Genomic DNA, 20,818 nt, shown 5'->3' with positions numbered 1-20,818 from the left:
TGATAAATGTCAAAACACATTGTTCATATTCATAGTATTAACGAGTACCATAAAATTAATAATCTCGCAAGCCCACAACATCCCCTAGTGAGCGTCATTAATTTTGAGGATATCAAACATAAAACTGGTACTTCTATACATGTAACGCACGGCTTTTATTGCATCGCATTAAAACGCTTATACGAAGGAAAAATGAGATATGGCCAGCAAGAGTATGATTTTGATGAAGGTGTTCTAGCATTTGTAGCACCCAATCAAGTAATGGCTATTGAAGTTGAAAACAACGAACTGAATCATTCTGGATGGTTACTTCTCTTTCATCCAGATTTTTTATGGAATACAGCTTTGGCTAACAAAATTAAAAACTATGACTTTTTTGACTACCAGTTGAACGAGGCATTGCATCTTTCTGAAAAAGAAGAAAAAATGCTTATTCGGATTATGGAAGATATTTATCAAGAGTATAACTCAAATATTGATAATTTTAGTCAAGATGTAATTATTTCACATTTAGAGCTTTTATTAACATATACAAAACGGTTTTATCAACGTCAATTTATTACACGCAAAAAGGCTAACCACACAATTTTAGATCAATTTGAATTTATTTTAAATGATTTGCTTAGAGATGAAATGTTGAAACGTAATGGCTTACCTACAGTTGAAAGAATAGCTAATAGACTCAATGTGTCTCCCAATTATTTGACAAGACTTTTAAAAACAATCACTGGAAAAAGCACACAATCGTTTATACACGAAAAAATAATAAAACTGGCAAAGGAAAAACTATCAACTACCGGACTTTCCGTTAATGAAATAGCTTACAAATTAGGTTTTGAACATCCACAATCATTTGGCAAATTATTCAAGCAAAAAACAGCAATGACGCCCTTAGAATTTAGAAAAAGCTTCAATTGAATTTAATTAGAAAAACGAAATATAGTAAGCCAGTACTCAATAATTGATAAAAACAATAGCGGTTTAAGTGCTTAATCTAAATTAAATGAATGTAACAATAGTCTGTGCATAACTAAAGCCTTAATACTTTTTGATCTGCAACTATTCTTATATTAGACCATTGGGAATCTCTTTGACAAGTGGGATAAAAAATTAGAATTCTAGTTTGATGAAAGAAAAATTAAGAGCACATATTGAAAATATAATACTGCTTAGAGATGATGAGTTCGCACATATTCTATCACATTTCTCATTTGAAACATTTAAAAAAAATGATTTTCTTATTCACGAAGGAGATCAGGTAAAGTTTTGTTATTTAATTGTTACCGGGCTTTTGAAATTAGTTTACGATGACAAAAATGGAAAACAACATATTGTTTCCTTTGCGATGGAAGACTGGTGGGAAAGTGATTTCTCAGCTTATTTCTCGCAAACTAATGCTAAAATGTCCTTACAGTGCATAGAAGACACTACCGTATTTTCATTGAGCTTTGCTAATTATCAAAAATTAGCAGCAGAATCACCCAAAATGAAACAGTTCTTTCTTGAAAAATCTAATTCAGGACATATAGCTTCACAAAATAGAATTTTATCTTTTTTAACATCAAGTGCTAAAGAACGCTATGAACAACTTCTCAACCAATATCCTTTATTATTTCAGCGAGTTCCTAAAACTCTTTTAGCTTCATATTTAGGAGTTTCGCGTGAGACACTTAGCCGACTTTCTTCTTAATATCTGCACTTCTTTATTATTGTGACATAGGTCACGCCCAAGTAATACGAGTATTCAAATATTTGCAATTAGAGTATCAACTCCTAGTTCAACATTAATACAAAAGAAAAAAGAAGAAAAAATGGAAAAACGAATCATCAATCCGTGGAAATGGCAAAACGAAAGAAGTTATGCACAAGCCGTCGAAGTTACAAAGCCAGAAGGTACACTCTATATTTCTGGGCAAACAGCAATAGATGATAATGGCAAATCAAGCACTTCTAACATGAAAGCTCAATTAATTCACTCCATAGAAAATTTAGAAAGAGTTATAAAGGAAGCGGGATATGCGTGTGAAAACATTGTAAGATTAAATATTTATACAACTTCATCTGAAGAGCTATTCACGTGTTTTGATGTTTTCCAAAATTGGATAACTGAACATAACATTAAACAGGCAAGTACTGTATTAGAAGTAAAAAGTCTTTTTGAGACATTAAAAGTAGAATTAGAAGTTACGGTTGTAAAATAGTATTTAATATAGGTTTGGAAATAAAAGAATAATCCTAATAGTTACGGAGAGTAATACTTAGGATGTATATAATTCAATGCTAGAAGATTAAAATCTAACTATTAAAAAACCGATATTAGTAGTTGGTATAATTTAGACAGTATATTATAGAATTAAATATGACAAGTTATTTAAATTTCAAAAAATATAGTAAACAAGTACTATTTGTTTTATTAGTCTCTATATTAACTACTTTCTCTGGTTTAGGTCAAAATGGTAATTGGGTAGCAACCTGGAGTTGTGCACCTTATGCAGCCGGATCAACAAACACCCCTCCTCCTCCCTATTTAACTAATAATACGCTGCGCCAGGTGGTACGTGTATCTATAGGTGGTGATACATTACGTTTAAAGTTTTCAAACAAAACCAGTCCTGAATCACTTACTCTTCAAGCAGTTAGCATTGCTGTTTCACAAGGGGGAAGTGCTATTGATTCAACCACATTAACTTCTTTAAAATTTAATGGAAACACTGCAATTACTATAGCTCCTTTTGACACTCAAGTTTCAGACCCTGTAGCTTTTGCATTAAAGCCGGGTATGCATATCGCTATCACTACTTTTTATGGTAATTTAGATGAATCATCTAGTATTACCAGCCACGTTGCCTCACGTACAGACTCTTATATTCTTCCGGGTGATCAGACTTCATTAAGAACATTTAATAGTCCTACAATAACTGCGCATTGGTTTCATATAAGCGCTATAGATGTTTTAACTCAAGAACCTTCGGCCTGTATTGGTATTTTGGGAGACTCAATTACAGATGGTTATGGACTTTCGGGAGGTTTACAAAACAGATGGCCTGATATTTTTTCGCAGCAATTGCTGAATGATTCCCGAACAAAAAAAATTGGAGTATTAAATTTAGGTATTGGCGGTTCTACACTTATAGGCTCTGGCATAGACAGATATAAAGACGATTTACTGGCACAGACAGGTATAAAATATATAATTGTATTTTATGGCACCAATGACATTTATTCCAACGCTTCAGCAGACGAAATTATAAAAGCGTATCACAAAATTATAACCGATGCACGTGCTCAAAACATAAAAATTTATGGTGCAACGATTACCCCATTTAAAGGCAGTGGACATTATTCTAAAGCTCACGAAATTGTTAGAAAAAATGTAAATAAGTGGATTAGAACTCCTGGTAATTTTGATGCTTATATAGATTTTGACAAAATCCTAAGAGACCCCGCTGACCCTGAAAAGATATTAAAAAACTATACTGAAGACTGGTTACACCCCAATATTGAAGGGTATGTCTTACTGGGGAAATCTGTTAATCTAAATCTTTTCTCAATGAAAGAGAATTAAGTTCATTCCTATATTTAAATTCAAAAAAATTAATTTGTTGTTAAAGATTCTTGTCGAAACTAAACGAATGGTTAGTTTTACATCGGATTTAAAATAAATGGCTCGTAAAAAACAATATATAGAAGAAGAAGTGCTTACCAAGGCAATGAATTTGTTTTGGCGTAAGGGCTATGAAAATACGTCTATGCAAATGCTTGAGAAAGAAATGGGCATTAATAAATTTTCTATTTATTCAAGCTTTGGAAGCAAACACGGTCTTTTTTTAGAAAGTTTAAAATGTTACAAATCTAGAGTGGCAGCGATGTTTGAGAAGTTTAAAAATGCCACACAAGGTGTTGATGATATCAAACAGTTTTTTTATGATTCTGTTGAAATAAGCTCTGAGAAGGAAGCTGAAAAAGGTTGTTTACTTACTAATACCTATAATGAATTCTCAGAAAGTGATGACCCAATAGTAAATGAATTAATGAGTACGTTTATGAATTCACTTAAAGATCTTTTCATTGAAAAATTGAAAATAAGTGGTTACACAAATGAAGATGAACTGCTCAAATTGGCAAATTTTCTGGTTCTTGCAAAACACGGGCTTGCTGCCGCTTCGCGAGTAAATACAGATAAAGAAATTAAAGATTATATAGAAATGACGTTTAAAAACATCTAAACGTTTTTTTTACACTAAAACTAAACGAACGTTTAGCTATTAAATAAATAATAAAAAATTGAATATAATGACAACTTTAAAAATTCACGATTTAGAAACTGCTCCCGAAGCCAGCAAACCTTTTTTAGAAAAATCACAAAAAACCAATGGTATGATTCCCGGTTTACATGGGGTTTTAGCCGGTGCTCCGGGATTATTAGAAGGATATCAGAACCTACATAAATTATTTATGGATTCTTCTTTTGATAAAGACGAACTAACAGTCGTATGGCAGACCATTAATGTGGAGCACGAGTGCCACTACTGCGTTCCTGCGCATACAGCGATTGCTAATATGATGAAAGTAGATGATAGCATTACAGAATCTTTGCGTAATGAGACTCCGTTAGAAAATTCAAAATTAGAAGCATTACGTACGTTTACATTATCTATGGTACGTAATCGGGGTAATGTTTCACAACAAGAACTTCAAGCATTTTACGACGCGGGTTATGGTGAACGACAGGTACTTGAAGTAATCCTGGGTCTATCTCAAAAGGTGATAAGTAATTATACAAATCACATTGCAAATACTCCGGTAGATGCTCCTTTTGAAAAATTTGCCTGGAAAAAATAAAGCGTATCACTAAGCCCTATTTTTTAGATGCTAATGACTTTCTGTTTTAGTGTAGAAAGTCATTAGTATTTTTCTTAAAATACGATAATTCAAAATTTAAGGGTTTAAAACTGCTTGTAAGAACTAGAATAGATCTCTGGTCTGAGTGATTTCAATAGTTAAAAAAAATTAAAAATAAATACGGTGATCGTATAGTGATATATAAAACGATTACCGCTGATTAACCTAAAACTTAAAAAATGATAAAATTAACTGTAATGTATCCTAATAGTGCAGATTTGAAGTTTGATAAAGATTATTACATAAATCAGCACAGTAAATTAATAGCAGAACTAATAGGTGAAGCAATAGTTGCTTCAGATGTAAATTTTGGTATTGCCGGTGCGACTCCAGATTTACCAGCGCCATATGTACTAATCGCAAATGTTACTTTTGAATCTATGGAAAGTTTTCAGCATTCATTTGGCGCCAATGCTGAAACAATTTTAGCAGATCTTCCAAATTTTACTAATGCTAAACCACAAGTGCAACTAAGTGAAATTGCATAATTATAACCCTAATCATAACCAGTTAGTATATGAAAATTAAATTTCTATCAGGGATTCTAACGCTGCTCTTTATCTCTTGTGGCTTTAACGGAAAAGAAAAAGAAGAAACAGCTTCGGTACCAAAATTTCAAAATAATGGTCACGAGTTGGTATATAATATGGTTCAAAAAGTTGGTAGTTACGATTTGCTAAAAACCAAAAAAGATGTTGTATATACGTATACATATCAAACACCAGACGGCAAAGCAGATATTTCTACTGAAAAATATGTTTTTGATGGAGAGTATTCTTATGGAGCGTATATGCAACACGAGAGAACGCTACCCGAATTAGAGGGATTAATTGAACAAGGTTATGATGGCTCTAATTTCTGGCTTAGGCATAATGGCGAATATGTAGAGAGTGAAGATCAACTGCAACGGGTAAAATTTAATAGACCTACTAATTTTTATTGGTTTACCATGATGCAAAAATTACTCGATGATGGTATAACCTATGAGTATTTGGGCGAAAAGACAGTAAATAATAAAGCTTATGATATTGTCAAAATTAGTTTCGACTTTGCTAAAAGTAAGCCTACCGATATTTACCAGGTTTATATCAATAAAGAAACGGGATTAATAGATCAGTTTTTATTTACTGTAGTTGATTTTGGTGTGATTGAAACACCCTATCTAATGTTACTTGAGTATGAGAATATAGATGGGATTTTAATTCCTGTTAATCGCAAATACAAGAAATCAACCTGGGATTCTGCACTTAATAACGATCCCTGGATTACCGTAACCTGGACCAATATTAAATTTAACAACGACTTAAAGCCAGAATTGTTTAAAAAATAGAATTGCTAAACTTTGTTTGAATATTTAGAATTTCGAACGACTAATACGGTACGTACTAAAAATTTAATATGTCTAATAAATTAAAAATTGATATTGTTTCAGATGTAGTTTGCCCGTGGTGTACTATAGGTTATAAACGACTGGAGAAAGCAATTGCAGAACTGGGAATAGAAGACCAGATTGAGATAGAATGGCAACCTTTTGAGTTGAATCCTAATATGCCTGTAGAAGGGCAAAATCTAAGGGAACACATTTCAGAAAAATACGGTTCTACTTTAGAACAGCAAGAAGAATCACAACAACGTATGGCAGATGCCGGTGCAGAGTTAGGCTTTACCTTTGATTATTTTGAAGAGATGCGTATGGCAAATACATTTGAAGCGCATATCTTATTAGAATATGCTCACGAATTTGGTAAGCAAACGCAGTTAAAAATGCAATTGACTAAAGCATTTTTTAGCGAGCGTAAAGATGTTTCTAAACGAGATATTCTAAAACAAGCACTACTTGACGTGGGCTTAAATGCCGAAGATGCGCTAAGCAAATTAGATAGTGAAGAAGCGCGATATGAAGTGCGTACTAAACAAGCCTACTGGAAAAATCTGGGTGTAAACTCTGTACCTACATTTGTTTTTGATCGTAAAAGTGCATTAACAGGCGCACAGCCGGTAGATGTTTTTAAACAGGTTCTTACTGAAGCTACTCAAACTAATACTTAACAAACCAAAAGCTTTAATTTTTAAGTAGTGTTATCTTAAATACGTTGCATTCTCAAATTGAAGAGATTGCAACGTTTTTTTTTTATTTCAGATTAAGCTTTACCACGAGGTTCTACCCAGTATTTAGTTTCTAAAGATTTTATATATTTTATAGATGATTCAGAAAATAACGCAGGACTGGATTTATCTTTTTTTGCTGCTTTATTATAGAGATACATAAAATAAAACGGGTTCTGTATATTTTTTAAAAGCTGTTTTTTGTAACCGTTGCGCACTATAATATCAGCCATATAATAGCCCGGGCAATGACCACTCGTCCATTTTACCAGATTGCGGTAGTCCCTTTCCGTTTTAAAAGAGGCTCCCTTAGAGTTTTGTAATTCAATAATATTAGTGTTTACGACCTTTATAATACTATCTGCCTGGTAAAGCACAAATTCTTTAAATTGAAGTTCTCCAGGTATTTCATCTTCAAACTGAATATTCTTTGGCTTATCTATCATATCTGCAGAACCTTCATTAAGCACTCCATTTAAAAAATAGAGTAACCCCAAATCTGCTTCTGCCACGTTTTCAAAATTTACAGGATTTCTTAAAATGTGGTGCATCTCGTGTCCTGCTGTACTTCCCTGGTTTATTTTGTCTTGATTGTATAAATTCCACAGCGTCGCTATTACCACTTCACCCCCAGCAATTGCATCATTTTCAATTCCTATTAAATAAAAATTTACGCCAGTTTCTTTGCGTTGTAAATCTCTGGGAAGCCACTCAAAGGCTTGCTCGTAGATTCTATTTATATACTTAGGATCTTCAAGCTGCTTTTGAAATGCTTTCAACTCGTTCTCATACTTTTTATAAACATATACTTTGTAAATAAACCAATACGAGGAAGGATCTTTTTCAATAGCCGGAATATATGTTTGTAATAAACTATCATTTTTAGGCATATAAACGAGTTCTAAATTCTTTCTAAACCGTTCTAAATAGTTTGCATCAAACCCCTGATTATCTACATATGTTCTGTTAGCCTCTATTGCTAAAAAATCATCCCACTTTTCTTTGGAAAGTGAGTCTCCTTTCTTAAGCGTATCAACTAAATTCCAATAGGCATTTAAGGGTTCAAATTGCATTGTCTGTGCAATAGAATAAAATGGAATAATAGCCATAAAAGCGATAAGTAATCTGTTTTTATATATGGAGTTCATGTATAGATTTATTTGAATCAAATGTAATTTTTTTAAGTTTACTATTTTTTTAAATAATATTTTATTAAGCTAAATATTGTACCATACCTTGGCAATAGGCACCTTAAATATTTTAATACTTAAGTACAAATCGCTAAAGTGGTATTATCTCTTTTTATAAATACACGCTAATAAATGCTCATCCCTGTACAGGTATTATAATTTTCGTTCTAAATTTACCCTCTTAAATTATTCAGATATACAATTGAATTTTAAGCTATACCGAAGGCTTAAAATAATCCTGTTTATTTTATAAGGTTTAAAAAAAATTACGACTAGTTATATCGATTAATCTTAATCACCTCTCAAAATTTCGTATCAAAATACGTTTCGAAAAAGTTAACCCCTATTACCGGGAAATAATCAGTAATACATTTTATGGATAAATTAAAAGGAATAGCCTTTGTATCTATAGGAGCAGCAAGCTATGGCGTTCTGGCAACTATAGTAAAACTGGCTAACAATGCAGGTTTTGGTACCGCTGCCCTTACCTTTCTACAGTTTGTTTTTGGAGTGGTGGTTTTGAGCATTATCTCTTTCTTTCTATCTAAAAAACAAGAAAACCAAGAGCAGAAATCTCAAAAATATTCGGCTAAATATCCCAAACTGAAATTAATTCTTTTTGGTGCCCCTTTAGGTTTAACCAGTTGTTTTTACTATTTAGCGATACAATATGTACCGGTTTCTATAGGTATCATTCTTCTTATGCAAACCGTATGGATGAGCATAATACTTGAGTATTTTATAGATCGCCAGCTCGTAAACCGGACCAAACTTATAGGAGCAGTTGTGGTATTACTGGGGACGGTTCTCGCATCACGTATTTTTGAAAGTGATTTTAACTTTAGCGCTGTTGGCTTTGGATACGGTTTTCTTGCCGCCCTTTCGTATACTGTCACGATGTATGCTACAAATAAAGTTTCGGTAGAATTGCCTAATATCACCCGAAGTAAATATCTGGTTTTGGGCGGTTTTATAGCCATTCTCCTGTTTTGGAATATTCAGATTATCGAAGAATTAAATACTGTGGCACTTATAAAATGGGGTGTTGTATTAGGTCTTTTTGGTACTGTCTTACCTCCTATTCTTTTTAATAATGGAGTGCCTAAAATAGGTGCAGGTTTAGCAGGAATACTGGCAACATTAGAAATACCGGTTTCTATATTGAGTGCCTATTTTATGCTGAATGAACGCATAGGAATTTTACAGGCTGTAGGTATTCTTATTATTTTAGTTACGATTATAAAAATTAACATGCAGAAACAAAGCACAAAAATCAATTAGGGTATTAAACGTAATGCGTAATTCCTTAAGAGATAGGTTGGTGATACAGCACAGACTTAAAATAAATTAATCGTTATATTTATTACTTATAGCTAACTATGATCAACACTAACCTAAGTACAGATTTGCAAAATGACATTTTTAATATCACACAAATTAGTGCGATTCCTTCAATATTAAATGTCATTTGTCGTACTACAGGAATGAAATTTTCTGCCGTAGCACGTGTTACAGATGAGAAATGGATTACGTGTGTGTCACAAGACGAATGTAACTTTGGCTTAAAAACGGGAGATGAGTTGGTTTTAGAAACCACAATTTGCAACGAGATTAAACAGCATCACAACCCGGTTATTATTGATGAAGTGGTTAGCAATGCCACCTATTGTAATCATCCTACTCCAGCGAAATACGGGTTTCAAAGCTATATCTCCTATCCCATTTACAGAAAAAATGGAAGCTTTTTTGGTACGCTCTGCGCCATAGACCCTGAACCTGCAAAAATAGACAATCAAGAAACTAAAGATTTATTCGCTCTTTATGCACAGCTTATTTCCTTTCATCTAGATGCGGTTGAAGAAATTAATGACTTAAATATTAAGCTTAAAGAAGAAAAACATATAGGTGAATTACGGGAAACATTTATAGCAATTTTAGGTCACGATCTACGCAATCCTGTAGGTACAACCCGAATGTGTGCAGATATTTTATTACAGATGGATCTGCCCGAAATGGCAAACAGACAGGCGAGTACTATAAAAAGTACCTCCTATCGTATGCAAGGTCTCATTGATAATTTATTAGATTTCGCTAAAGGGCATCTGGGTGAAGGCATACGACTAGATCGTATAACAAATAATCAGGCGCTTAAAAAATCACTAAATCAGGTTACTAAAGAACTTAAAACGATAGATACACATCACAAAATCACCTTAAATATAGATTTAAAGCAAGATGTAAATTGTGATATTAATCGCGTGGGGCAATTGTATTCTAATCTACTCGGAAACGCAGTTAAACATGGTGCTGCAGAAGAGCCTATTATAGTAGATGTCCTAGCCATAAATAACAGCTTTTCTATACGCGTTTCAAATTCGGGTGATGAGATTCCTGAAGCTAAAATGCTCAACTTATTTAAACCTTTTTTTACAACAAATTCTGCTAACAACAAATCGGGTTTAGGCTTAGGTCTTTATATTTCTTCAGAAATAGCAAAAGCACATAACGGAATTATAGAAGTTACTTCAACTCAAAAAGTTACTAACTTTTTATTTTCAATGCCTATTTAGAGTCAAATTATAAGGATATGAAGCGATATATTTCAGTTCCTAACTAATAGAATATAATTTTAAATCATCTGCTTCTTAAAAAATTAACGCAATCTCCATTTATAATATTCTGCTGAGAAATATAGGTAATGAGCTAGTTCCTTTAAATTCATTTGTCTAGATATTTTGACTTATTAACAGGCGATCTCAATCCCGTTAAACTTTTTTTAAAGCAGCTAAATAAATTAAGTACAAGCCGCGTCACTTGTAATTTTAGGGTAATGTTTAACCTTAAAAATTAAGCCATGATAAAAATGACCATGTTGTTGAAACGAAATCCAAAACTCACTCACGAAGAATTTGTAAAACACCATATTGAGATACACGGCCCATTATTTAGAAAAATCCCGGAAGCAGATAAACATTGCATCCGTTATATACAAACCCATCCTATAAAACAAAAAACGAGTGCTGTTGAAGTCGAAGATTATGACGGCACTGCAGAACTTTGGTTTGATAGTTTAGAAGGTCTGGAAAACACACTCAATTCAGATTTTTATAAAAATCATGTATTTCCTGATGAAAAAACTTTTTTAGATCACGAGAATACACAGGTAACCATTGGCGATCAAGTAGAAATTATAACGAATACTAATTCCTAAATTATGAGCACTAAATCACGCATACGCGGTATAGACCACATTGGAATCACCGTACCTAATGTAACCGAAGCTTCACTATTTTTAGAACAGGCTTTTGATGCTAAAACATTGTATGACTTGGTACAAAAAGATGAAGAACCTATGGAAGGTGAGGAAACTGAAAAACAATTAGGTATTCCTCAAGGTGCAAAAGTGGTACATATGAAACTCATGCAACTGGGTAAAAGCGCCACTTTAGAGCTTTTTGAATTTGAAAATACAAGTCAGAAAAAACCTGTTGCGTTAAATGATTTTGGCATTACGCATTTTGCAGTTTACGTAGATGATATAACGTATGCTGCAGAACGTTTTAAAACTGCCGGTGGCGAATTACTATCGCAACCGCACGGTTTAGGTGGTATAGAAAAAGGACCTGATAATGCCGGGGTTTATGGTAGAGCTCCTTGGGGTAGTCTTATTGAATTGATCACATACCCGGACGGATTACAAAAAGAATCTATAAACCGCTGGACCCCACCACAAAGAAATTAACAAGCGATCCAATTTTTAAAAATCCCAATTTTATATTGGGATTTTTAATTTAACCTCATCAATACGCTAAGGTCATAAAGATTTTGAGATAAGCTTAACAACCTTTCAGGAAAGGCAATGACTACTTTTACGACTTTAAAGATGATTCACTTTAAATTTAAAATATGAGTTTTTTACAAGCGATGCAGCATAGATACACTACAAAAAAATATGATGCATCAAAAAAAATAGACAGTCAGAAGATCGAAGAGTTAAAAGAAATTTTACGTTTATCACCTTCTTCTATTAATAGCCAACCCTGGAAATTTACCTTCGTTTCTGATCGTGCTACTAAAGAGAAACTTTCTAAAGTATCCTGGATAAATACTAGCAAAGTTACAGATAGCGATACGGTAATTGTACTAAGTAGAATAGATAGTTTAGCTGCCTTTGAATCTCAAATTGAACGTGAATTACCCGAGGGCGCTGTTAATTATTATAAAGAATTTATAAAACCACAACCCGAAGCGCAAACCAAAGCCTGGTTTGAAAAGCAGGTATATTTAGCATTAGGTGTTTTATTAAGTGCCTGCGCAGAAATGGGTATAGATGCGACTCCTATGGAAGGTATAGAACCTGAGAACTACGATAAAATCATAGGTCAATCAGATTATACCACACTGGTAGCAGTTGCAATAGGTTATAGAGATCCTGAAGATGCCAACCAACCTAGCAAAAAACCAAAATCTAGAATTGCTTTAGATCAGATTATAGAAACTATTTAAAGATAAACCTACTCAATTCAAGAAGTCTGAAAATGCATCCTACGTTGTATTTTCAGACTTTTTCTATTAAAAAAATAACCTTAGTTCTTCTGGCTATCATTAGAAGTTTATTGCCTTTTAATCTAAATCTTAACACTTCTAAACTCTTTTAAAACCTTTAAAAAGGGGAACTTTGCATTCCTTAAAATTAAAACCACAACCCTACCGCGCTTAAATTATGAGTAAAGTAAAAACAGCTATTAGCGCAACCTACTTTAGCATTATAGGAAATACTATACTTGCAATATTAAAAGGTATTGCCGGTATTTTTGGTAATTCATATGCACTAATAGCCGATGCCATCGAATCTACAGCAGATATTTTTGCTTCTTTTTTAGTGCTTTTTGGTTTAAAATATGCAGACCGTCCGCCAGATGATAATCATCCTTATGGTCACGGTAAAATAGAACCCTTAATTACCTTTCTCGTAGTGGCATTTTTAGTGACTTCTGCCACAGTGATTGCGTACGAAAGCATAGAAAATATTCAAACTCCGCACCTCGCTCCAAAATCCTGGACACTTTATGTTTTAGGAGCTATTATTATTTGGAAAGAAGCCTCTTTTCGGCTTGTTTTAAAACGTAGTATAGAGACTAATAGTTCGTCGCTCAAAGCAGATGCCTGGCATCACCGTAGTGATGCAATAACTTCGGTAATGGCATTTTTAGGAATAAGTATTGCACTTATTTTTGGAGAAGGATTTGAAGCTGCAGACGATTGGGCAGCATTACTGGCATCTGGCATTATCTTATACAACGCATATCTGATCTTTAGACCCGCCCTGGGCGAAATAATGGATGAAAACAGATATGATGATGTCATAGAACTGGTACGCGTAAAATCGCTCGAGGTACCCGGAGTTTTAGAAACCGAAAAAGCCTACATACGTAAAGCAGGGATGAATTATCATCTTGATTTACACGCTATCGTAGATGGTACGATAAGCGTAACCGCCGGTCATATTATTGCACACAAATTACAAGACCATTTAAAAGAAGAAATTCCCAACCTCAACTTTGTACTAATACATATTGAGCCCGGGAATCCTTTAAAATTTCAAACTACAGAAACAGATTAGTTTCCGAAGCATTTTCTATTTACATAACAGTTACAAACCTGCTGCCGCGTCCTGATCTAAAAACCAGATCAATTCACCGTTTTTAGGAGCAACTAGACTCGCAGGAAACTTCTTGTAATCTTCGCGCTCATTAATAATAGCAGATACTTTTTCTTTTTTGCTCGCTCCGGTTACTAAAAAAGCAACAGTTTTAGCCGCATTGATGACTTTTCCGGTAATGGTAATACGTTTTTGTCCACTCTCGGGATGCGTCGCCACTTTACAGCTTTCGGGCATTTCCCACAATTCAATTTGATGCGGAAAAATAGATGCGGTGTGCCCATCATCACCCATTCCTAAGATAACGAGATCAAAACATGGGATTCCATTTAGAGTGGGTAAATTATCACGTAATACATTTGTGTAGCGTTTAGCTTCTTTTTCGGGGTCATCTTCCCCTAGTATCCTAAAAATATTAGCTTCAGGAATCGTGATTTTAGAAAGTAGATGTTCTACCGTCATTTTATAATTGCTCTCGTCATCTGAAGGTGGCACACAGCGTTCATCGCCCCAGTATAAATTTACTTTTGACCAGTCTATATCTGCACCAAATTCTGATGCTAGTTGATCAAAAACTATTTTGGGAGTGCTTCCGCCCGAAAGGGCAATATGCACCTCTTCCCCGGTTGAACACAATTCTTTAAAAAATTCTGAAAAATCTTCAGCAACACGTTGCTTGTTTTCTTGTATACGTAAGTCCATAAGTATGGAAATATTTAATTAAAATTCGGTTTATATAAGACAGAATCCGGTCTCGTCTGTAAGCAGTTCGCCGGGATTGCGCCACCCATTAGCATCTTCTATAAGATCATCTGAGTTTTTTGGACCCCAGGTTCCTGCAGGGTACCCATAGGTATTTACATCATTGCCATTTGCCCAATAGTCTAAAATAGGATCTACAAAAGCCCAGGCTGCCTCAACCTCATCTGCACGTGCATATAGTGTTGCATCACCTTGCATTGCATCAAGTAGTAAACGTTCATAGGCTTCCATAATATTAGAATCTGCAAGACTGCTGTAATAAAAATCCATATTTGCACGCTCTACCTGAAAGCCCTGTCCTGGTACTTTTACACCAAATTTGATAAGAATACCTTCATCTGGTTGTATGCGTATGATGAGTTTATTGTCTTTATTATTAATATCCTGATCTTTAAAAACCTGATGATGCGGCGTTTTAAAGTGAATTACTACCTCCGTTACCTTTGTAGGCATTTGCTTAGCGGTACGCACGTAAAATGGTGTATCCTTCCATCTCCAGTTATCTACAAAAAACTTGATCGCTGCGTAGGTTTCCGTTTTAGATTCAGGATCAACACCTTCTTCTTCTCTATAGCCTTTTACGCGTTTACCATCTATACTAGAAGCCACATATTGACCACGCATGGTGTTATCAAAAAGCTCTTTTTCGGTCTTCATAATACGTAAAGACTTTAAAGCCTTTACTTTCTCATTACGTATTTCTTCAGCATTTGAATTTATAGGCGGCTCCATTACAATTAATGAAACAATCTGCAGCAAGTGACTTTGAAACATATCTCGTAGCGCACCCGATTTGTCATAATAACCACCACGCTTCTCTACTCCTACCGTTTCTGCATTGGTAATTTCTACGTGATGAATGTAGTTACGGTTCCATAACGGCTCAAATATTGAGTTTGAAAAACGAGTTACCAGTAGGTTTTGTACTGTTTCTTTACCTAAATAATGATCTATGCGATAAATTTGATTTTCTTTAAAATACTTCTGAAGACCTTTATTTAATTCCTGAGCAGTTGCTAGGCTATACCCAAATGGTTTTTCTACTATTATACGTCTAAAGCCTTTATCAGAGCCAGATCCTTTAGTTAATCCCTGATCGGTAAGATTTTTTGCAATAGGCTCATATAAACTTGGTGGTGTAGAGAGGTAAAACATAAAACTGCCGTCTGTACCACACTCTTTGTCAAGTGATTCTATACGTTTTTTAAGATCTGTATAATCTGAGTCATAATCATCGCCTAAATCCTGATAATACAACAGGTCTGCAAATTTCTTAATGAACTCCTTATCTTTCTTTTTAACTTCTTCTTTTAAATACGGACTTTCATAAACAACTTTTTTACGAAATTCTTCGTCACTCATATCACTGCGGCTTGCACCTAAAACGACAAAATTTTCAGGAAAGTGCCCGCCTTCATATAAATGATATAATGCAGGTATTAATTTACGAGCTGTGAGGTCTCCCGAAGCTCCAAAAATGACCAGCAGTTGATTTGATGTAGAATTCATAAAGAATATTGGTTTTTTATTGATTTTTGTAGTCTTAATTGGTTATCTGTAATTATAACATGAGTTTATAGAATAAAGCAGTAATAAGTCAATGTTATCATTTAATTTTGGCAATAACCAATACAAAAATAAGGCATCTTATCTGCACACAAGAGGCTTTATAAAAACATTATAGTGCAAATTAAAAAGAACAATAACTAATTATTATGGAGCATAAAAATTATGATTTTGGCCTTGTAGGTCTCGGTGTAATGGGACGTAACTTTATTTTAAACGTCGCAGACAACAATTTTAAGGCTTACGGTTATGATCTAGATCAAGAAAAAGTAGATGCACTCAAAAAAGAAGGTGGTGATCTGGCTAAGGTAGATGCCTCTTCAGACATTACCACTTTTGTAAATGCGCTTTCCGCTCCGCGAAAAATTATGTTGCTGGTTCCTGCAGGTAAAATTGTAGATCAGGTAATAGAAACCTTACTTCCTCACTTAGATAAAGGTGATATCATTATAGATGGCGGTAACTCATTTTTTACAGATACAGATCGTCGTGAAGCGTATTTAAAAGAAAAGGGCATTAATTTCTTTGGAGCCGGTGTAAGTGGTGGCGCAGAAGGAGCTCGTAAAGGCCCTAGTATAATGCCGGGTGGTGATGCAGAAGCATATACCCACATCAAACCTATTTTTGAAGCGGTTGCAGCAAAATTTAAAGGAGAACCTTGTGTTGCGCATTTAGGACCAAAATCTGCCGGAAATTATGTGAAAATGGTTCACAATGGTATCGAATACGGAATGATGCAACTTACTTCAGAAATTTATGATCTGCTGAAAAAAGCTTTGAATTTGAGCAATGATGAATTGCACCAAATTTTTGATAAATGGAATAATGGCCGTTTACAATCGTTTTTAGTTGAGATTACTGCCGAAATTTTTGCTCAAAAAGACGATTTAGGTGATGGTGCTCTGGTAGATATGATTCTTGATAAAGCCAAACAAAAGGGAACCGGTAAATGGACCTCACAAAACGCGATGGATCTGGGAATACCTGTACCTACGATAGATGTTGCGGTGAGTATGAGGGAGATTTCGGCATTAAAAGAAGAACGTATTGTTGCCGATAAATTATACAGTAGACCAGAACCACAGGCTATAGACAAAGACAAATTAATCGCAATGGCAGAAGAGTCTTTGTACTTCTCCTTTATAGTTGCTTATGCACAGGGTTTACACCAGCTTGCAGATGCATCTAAAGAATATGAGTACGATCTTGACATGTCTGTTATCGCAAAAATATGGAGAGCCGGTTGTATCATTAGATCTGGTTTATTAGACTCGATTTCTGAAGCATATATTTCAGATAAATCATTACCTAACTTATTATTAGCACCTTCATTTGTACCCAAGGTACAAGAGACTATGACTTCTGTGAGAGCAACGGTTTCTTATGCTGCATTAAGTGGTATTCCGGTTCCGGGATTGTCTGCTTCTTTAAATTATTTTGAAGCGTACACATCAAGTTTATTGCCACTTAACCTTATTCAGGCGCAGCGTGATAACTTTGGTTCGCACACCTATGAGCGTATAGATCGCGAAGGTATTTTTCACACAGAGTGGGGAAAATAAAACACCATAAAATATAATTTAAAAGAGCCCTTTTGGGCTCTTTTTTAGTTTACCCCAATTTATTTAGAGAATCTCCGTATTTTGAATGCTTTAAATTAAAATATGATTTATGAATAAATCGCTACTTCTATTCACTGCTTCTTTATTTCTAATTTCCTGTACCTCTAAAGCTCCTGTTTTTGATTTGGTAATTCATAATGTGAATATTCTCAATTTAGAAAGCGGTGAAATTCTTAATGAACAATCGGTATTTATAAATGCAGATACCATTCACTCTATTGTACGCACTAAAGATTTGCTAACCAGCGCTGCTAAAACCCAAATTGACGGAACAGGTAAATATCTAATGCCGGGTTTGTGGGACAATCATGTACATTTTCGCGGTGGAGATAGTCTAATAGAAGAAAATAAAAAGTTTTTAAACCTCTACCTGGCAAACGGAATTACCACAGTACGCGATGCCGGTGGAGATTTAACCACTGCGGTACACGAGTGGCAAAATGCAATGGCTGCCGGTTCTTTAAACGGACCTACAATATATACTTCGGGTCCTAAAATAGATGGTCCCGGCGCAACCTGGGCAGGATCTTTAGAAGTTTCAAATCTTGAAGAAATTAACCGTGCGCTCGATTCGCTTCAAGCTTTAAATGTAGATTTTGTAAAAATTTACGACAGTAAAATTTCCGCGGAAAATTACTTACAAACCATTAAAGAGGCCGAAAGTCGAAACATAATCACAAGTGGGCATATGCCCTATTCGGTTACACTAGAAGAAACTACCGAGGCAGGAATAGACGCAATAGAACACTTGTATTACATTTTAAAAGGGTGTTCACGAGAAGAGGTAGCCATAACGGAAGCTGTAAAAAAAGGTGAAACAGGTTTCTGGACCTCCTTAGATCAGGTTATGAAGACCTATTCTGATGCTGCTGCTCTTAAAACTTTTAATAGCCTGAATGAGCGTAATGTATACGTTGTGCCTACACTACATATTGGCCATACCTTAAGTTACCTTGATGAGCAAGATCATACGTCTGACGATTATTTAAGTTATATAGGTTCCGGAGTTCAAAAAACTTACGAAGGTCGTATTAACAGTGCACTAGGCGCCTCACCAGAATTTGTACGAATGCGGAAAAAATTAGATTCTACATTTGTTAAGCTAACCGGCGAATTGAATAAAAATAAGGTAGGCCTTCTTGCAGGTTCAGACTGTGGGGCTTACAATTCTTATATCTATCCCGGTATATCTTTACACCAAGAACTCGAAGCTTTAGTAAATGCAGGTTTGAGTCCGCTTGAAGCACTTAAAACTTCTTCTCAAAACGGAGCTCAATTCTTAAATAAGACGATTCCGAAAATACAAAGCGGAGCACAAGCAGATTTACTTTTATTAAATGCAAATCCTTTAAAAGATATTAAAAGTACTCAGGATATTTTTGAGGTTATAAAAGCCGGAAAATCATTTAACAGGCGGGAATTAGACAGTTTGCTAAAAGCATCAAAATATTAAATTTATACAATCCTGAATGTTCACATATCAAACAACTACAGTATCATGAAATTAAAAATTACGCTTCTTTTATCATTAACCATATGCTTTTCGGCAGTTGCCCAAAAAATGAAAGTCCCTGTAGATACTACTATAATATCTAATCACAATGTTACCATTAAAGGTAAAAGTATTCCGTATAAAGCGGAGTTGGGTTTTCAGCCGGTTTGGGATGAGTCAGGAAATCCTGTAGCTACTTTAAACTATACCTACTACACACGAACAGATATTAAAGATGACCAGACACGCCCACTGGTTATAAGCTTTAATGGTGGTCCCGGTTCTGCTTCGGTATGGATGCATATTGCCTATACCGGCCCAAGAATCCTTAAAATAACCGATGAAGGATTCCCGGTACAACCTTATGGAATTAAAGACAATCCCAATTCGATTTTAGACGTAGCAGATATTGTTTTTATAAACCCGGTAAATACAGGTTACAGCAGAATGCTTCCCAATAAAAAGGGAGAAATGCCAGATCGCAAACAATTCTTTGGAGTAAATGCAGACATAAGTTATTTGGCCACCTGGGTCAATACTTTTGTTACCCGCCACAACCGCTGGAGATCTCCAAAGTTTTTAATTGGTGAAAGTTATGGTACAACACGTGTTTCGGGTTTGGCTATGGAATTGCAGCAAAACAAATGGATGTATTTAAACGGTGTGATTCTAGTATCACCTACAGAAATAGGCTTTGAATTTGAAGGTCCTGTAGAAATTGCAAACCGTCTGCCTTATTTTGCAGCCGCTGCTTGGTATCACAAAGCCCTACCTCCTGCCCTTCAAAATAAGGATTTACTAGAAGTGCTTCCTGAAGTTGAAGCCTATGCTGTAAATGAATTGCTTCCGGTACTGGCTAAAGGCGGTTATGCTACCGAAGCAGAACGCAGTACCGCTATAGAAAAAACAGCCTTCTACTCTGGTTTATCGCAAAAAACCGTAAAACAAAACAATCTTGCTGTACCGTTTGACTATTTCTGGAAAGATTTATTGCGCGATCAGGAAGGATTTACCATAGGACGTCTTGACTCCAGATACAAAGGTCTGGATATCGCTGATGCTGGCTCATCTCCAGATTACAACAGCGAACTTACTTCCTGGCTACATAGTTTTACGCCGGCAATCAATTATTATATGACTCAGGAACTCAATTTTAAAACAGATCTAACATATGATATGTTTGGCGACGTTAGACCCTGGGATCGTAGTAACAACCACTCTGGTTCAGATTTACGCGAAGCAATGGCTATGAACTCAAATCTGCATCTTTTGGTTCAATCAGGTTATTATGACGGTGCCTGTACCTATTTTAACGCCAAGTATATTATGAGCCAGATAAACCTCAATGGTAAGTTTACAAACCGTATAGATTTTAAAGGCTATCGCAGTGGTCATATGATGTATTTGCGCAACGAAGATTTGAAAAATGCAAATGAAGATTTACGTGTTTTTATTGAAAAAGCAAGTAAAAATATAGCGCAGGGCGCTAAGTATTAATCGTGTTCTCAATCTATAA

Annotated in this window: 21 protein-coding genes; 18 read left to right on the top strand and 3 right to left on the bottom strand. The window is 34.9% G+C overall.

The window, feature by feature from the left end:
* Positions 1-6: 6 nt before the first annotated feature.
* The 9 genes from P164_RS02655 (at position 7) to P164_RS02615 (ending at position 6,951) form a co-directional block, all read left to right on the top strand.
* A complete protein-coding gene (locus tag P164_RS02655) occupies positions 7-918 on the top strand; it encodes a helix-turn-helix domain-containing protein (RefSeq protein WP_028374934.1) in 912 nt (303 codons plus the stop codon).
* A 208-nt stretch (positions 919-1,126) separates the two neighbouring features.
* On the top strand, positions 1,127-1,690 hold the full coding sequence (locus P164_RS02650; protein ID WP_028374933.1) for a Crp/Fnr family transcriptional regulator: 564 nt from the start codon (positions 1,127-1,129) through the stop codon (positions 1,688-1,690).
* 121 nt (positions 1,691-1,811) lie between these two features.
* Entirely contained in the window at positions 1,812-2,201 is a 390-nt protein-coding gene (locus P164_RS02645) for a RidA family protein (protein WP_028374932.1), read from the top strand.
* A gap of 158 nt (positions 2,202-2,359) precedes the next feature.
* Positions 2,360-3,565 carry an SGNH/GDSL hydrolase family protein gene (locus P164_RS02640; protein WP_035899310.1) on the top strand — a complete coding sequence of 402 codons (1,206 nt, stop codon included), beginning with the start codon at positions 2,360-2,362 and terminating at the stop codon, positions 3,563-3,565.
* A 97-nt stretch (positions 3,566-3,662) separates the two neighbouring features.
* A complete protein-coding gene (locus P164_RS02635; protein WP_028374930.1) occupies positions 3,663-4,226 on the top strand; it encodes a TetR/AcrR family transcriptional regulator in 564 nt (187 codons plus the stop codon).
* Between the two features lie 67 nt (positions 4,227-4,293).
* Positions 4,294-4,842: a carboxymuconolactone decarboxylase family protein gene (locus P164_RS02630; RefSeq protein ID WP_028374929.1), complete on the top strand. Its 549-nt coding sequence runs from the start codon at positions 4,294-4,296 to the stop codon at positions 4,840-4,842.
* A 239-nt stretch (positions 4,843-5,081) separates the two neighbouring features.
* A complete protein-coding gene (locus P164_RS02625) occupies positions 5,082-5,390 on the top strand; it encodes an EthD family reductase (RefSeq protein ID WP_028374928.1) in 309 nt (102 codons plus the stop codon).
* 29 nt (positions 5,391-5,419) lie between these two features.
* Positions 5,420-6,232: a DUF6503 family protein gene (locus P164_RS02620; protein ID WP_028374927.1), complete on the top strand. Its 813-nt coding sequence runs from the start codon at positions 5,420-5,422 to the stop codon at positions 6,230-6,232.
* A 68-nt stretch (positions 6,233-6,300) separates the two neighbouring features.
* Positions 6,301-6,951 carry a DsbA family protein gene (locus P164_RS02615; protein WP_028374926.1) on the top strand — a complete coding sequence of 217 codons (651 nt, stop codon included), beginning with the start codon at positions 6,301-6,303 and terminating at the stop codon, positions 6,949-6,951.
* A 92-nt stretch (positions 6,952-7,043) separates the two neighbouring features.
* On the opposite strand, the gene P164_RS02610 is transcribed toward P164_RS02615, so the two are convergent.
* On the bottom strand, positions 7,044-8,156 hold the full coding sequence (locus tag P164_RS02610) for a DUF5700 domain-containing putative Zn-dependent protease (RefSeq protein ID WP_028374925.1): 1,113 nt from the start codon (positions 8,154-8,156) through the stop codon (positions 7,044-7,046).
* A 417-nt stretch (positions 8,157-8,573) separates the two neighbouring features.
* Between P164_RS02610 and P164_RS02605 the strand changes: the two genes are divergently transcribed.
* From P164_RS02605 to P164_RS02580, 6 genes are all read left to right on the top strand, one after another.
* Positions 8,574-9,479, top strand: a complete 906-nt coding sequence (locus P164_RS02605; protein ID WP_028374924.1) for an EamA family transporter — start codon at positions 8,574-8,576, stop codon at positions 9,477-9,479.
* A 98-nt stretch (positions 9,480-9,577) separates the two neighbouring features.
* A complete protein-coding gene (locus P164_RS02600; RefSeq protein WP_028374923.1) occupies positions 9,578-10,768 on the top strand; it encodes an ATP-binding protein in 1,191 nt (396 codons plus the stop codon).
* A 284-nt stretch (positions 10,769-11,052) separates the two neighbouring features.
* A complete protein-coding gene (locus tag P164_RS02595) occupies positions 11,053-11,409 on the top strand; it encodes an EthD domain-containing protein (protein WP_028374922.1) in 357 nt (118 codons plus the stop codon).
* A 3-nt stretch (positions 11,410-11,412) separates the two neighbouring features.
* On the top strand, positions 11,413-11,940 hold the full coding sequence (locus tag P164_RS02590; protein ID WP_028374921.1) for a VOC family protein: 528 nt from the start codon (positions 11,413-11,415) through the stop codon (positions 11,938-11,940).
* 164 nt (positions 11,941-12,104) lie between these two features.
* Positions 12,105-12,704 carry a nitroreductase family protein gene (locus tag P164_RS02585; RefSeq protein WP_028374920.1) on the top strand — a complete coding sequence of 200 codons (600 nt, stop codon included), beginning with the start codon at positions 12,105-12,107 and terminating at the stop codon, positions 12,702-12,704.
* Positions 12,705-12,921: 217 nt separating this feature from the next.
* On the top strand, positions 12,922-13,821 hold the full coding sequence (locus tag P164_RS02580; RefSeq protein WP_028374919.1) for a cation diffusion facilitator family transporter: 900 nt from the start codon (positions 12,922-12,924) through the stop codon (positions 13,819-13,821).
* 30 nt (positions 13,822-13,851) lie between these two features.
* On the opposite strand, the gene pgl is transcribed toward P164_RS02580, so the two are convergent.
* Both pgl and zwf read right to left on the bottom strand, forming a co-directional pair.
* Positions 13,852-14,562 carry a 6-phosphogluconolactonase gene (gene pgl / locus P164_RS02575; protein WP_028374918.1) on the bottom strand — a complete coding sequence of 237 codons (711 nt, stop codon included), beginning with the start codon at positions 14,560-14,562 and terminating at the stop codon, positions 13,852-13,854.
* 30 nt (positions 14,563-14,592) lie between these two features.
* Positions 14,593-16,131, bottom strand: coding sequence for a glucose-6-phosphate dehydrogenase (gene zwf / locus P164_RS02570; RefSeq protein WP_028374917.1), 1,539 nt, complete (start codon positions 16,129-16,131; stop codon positions 14,593-14,595).
* Positions 16,132-16,337: 206 nt separating this feature from the next.
* Between zwf and gndA the strand changes: the two genes are divergently transcribed.
* The 3 genes from gndA (at position 16,338) to P164_RS02555 (ending at position 20,799) form a co-directional block, all read left to right on the top strand.
* A complete protein-coding gene (gene gndA / locus P164_RS02565; RefSeq protein WP_028374916.1) occupies positions 16,338-17,750 on the top strand; it encodes an NADP-dependent phosphogluconate dehydrogenase in 1,413 nt (470 codons plus the stop codon).
* Positions 17,751-17,859: 109 nt separating this feature from the next.
* A complete protein-coding gene (locus tag P164_RS02560) occupies positions 17,860-19,263 on the top strand; it encodes an amidohydrolase family protein (RefSeq protein WP_028374915.1) in 1,404 nt (467 codons plus the stop codon).
* Positions 19,264-19,308: 45 nt separating this feature from the next.
* Positions 19,309-20,799, top strand: coding sequence for a S10 family peptidase (locus P164_RS02555; protein ID WP_028374914.1), 1,491 nt, complete (start codon positions 19,309-19,311; stop codon positions 20,797-20,799).
* Positions 20,800-20,818 lie beyond the last annotated feature (19 nt).

Origin of the sequence: Leeuwenhoekiella sp. MAR_2009_132 (genome assembly GCF_000687915.1) — a bacterium.
GTDB lineage: Bacteria > Bacteroidota > Bacteroidia > Flavobacteriales > Flavobacteriaceae > Leeuwenhoekiella.
This window is presented reverse-complemented; position numbering and strand designations above follow the sequence as displayed.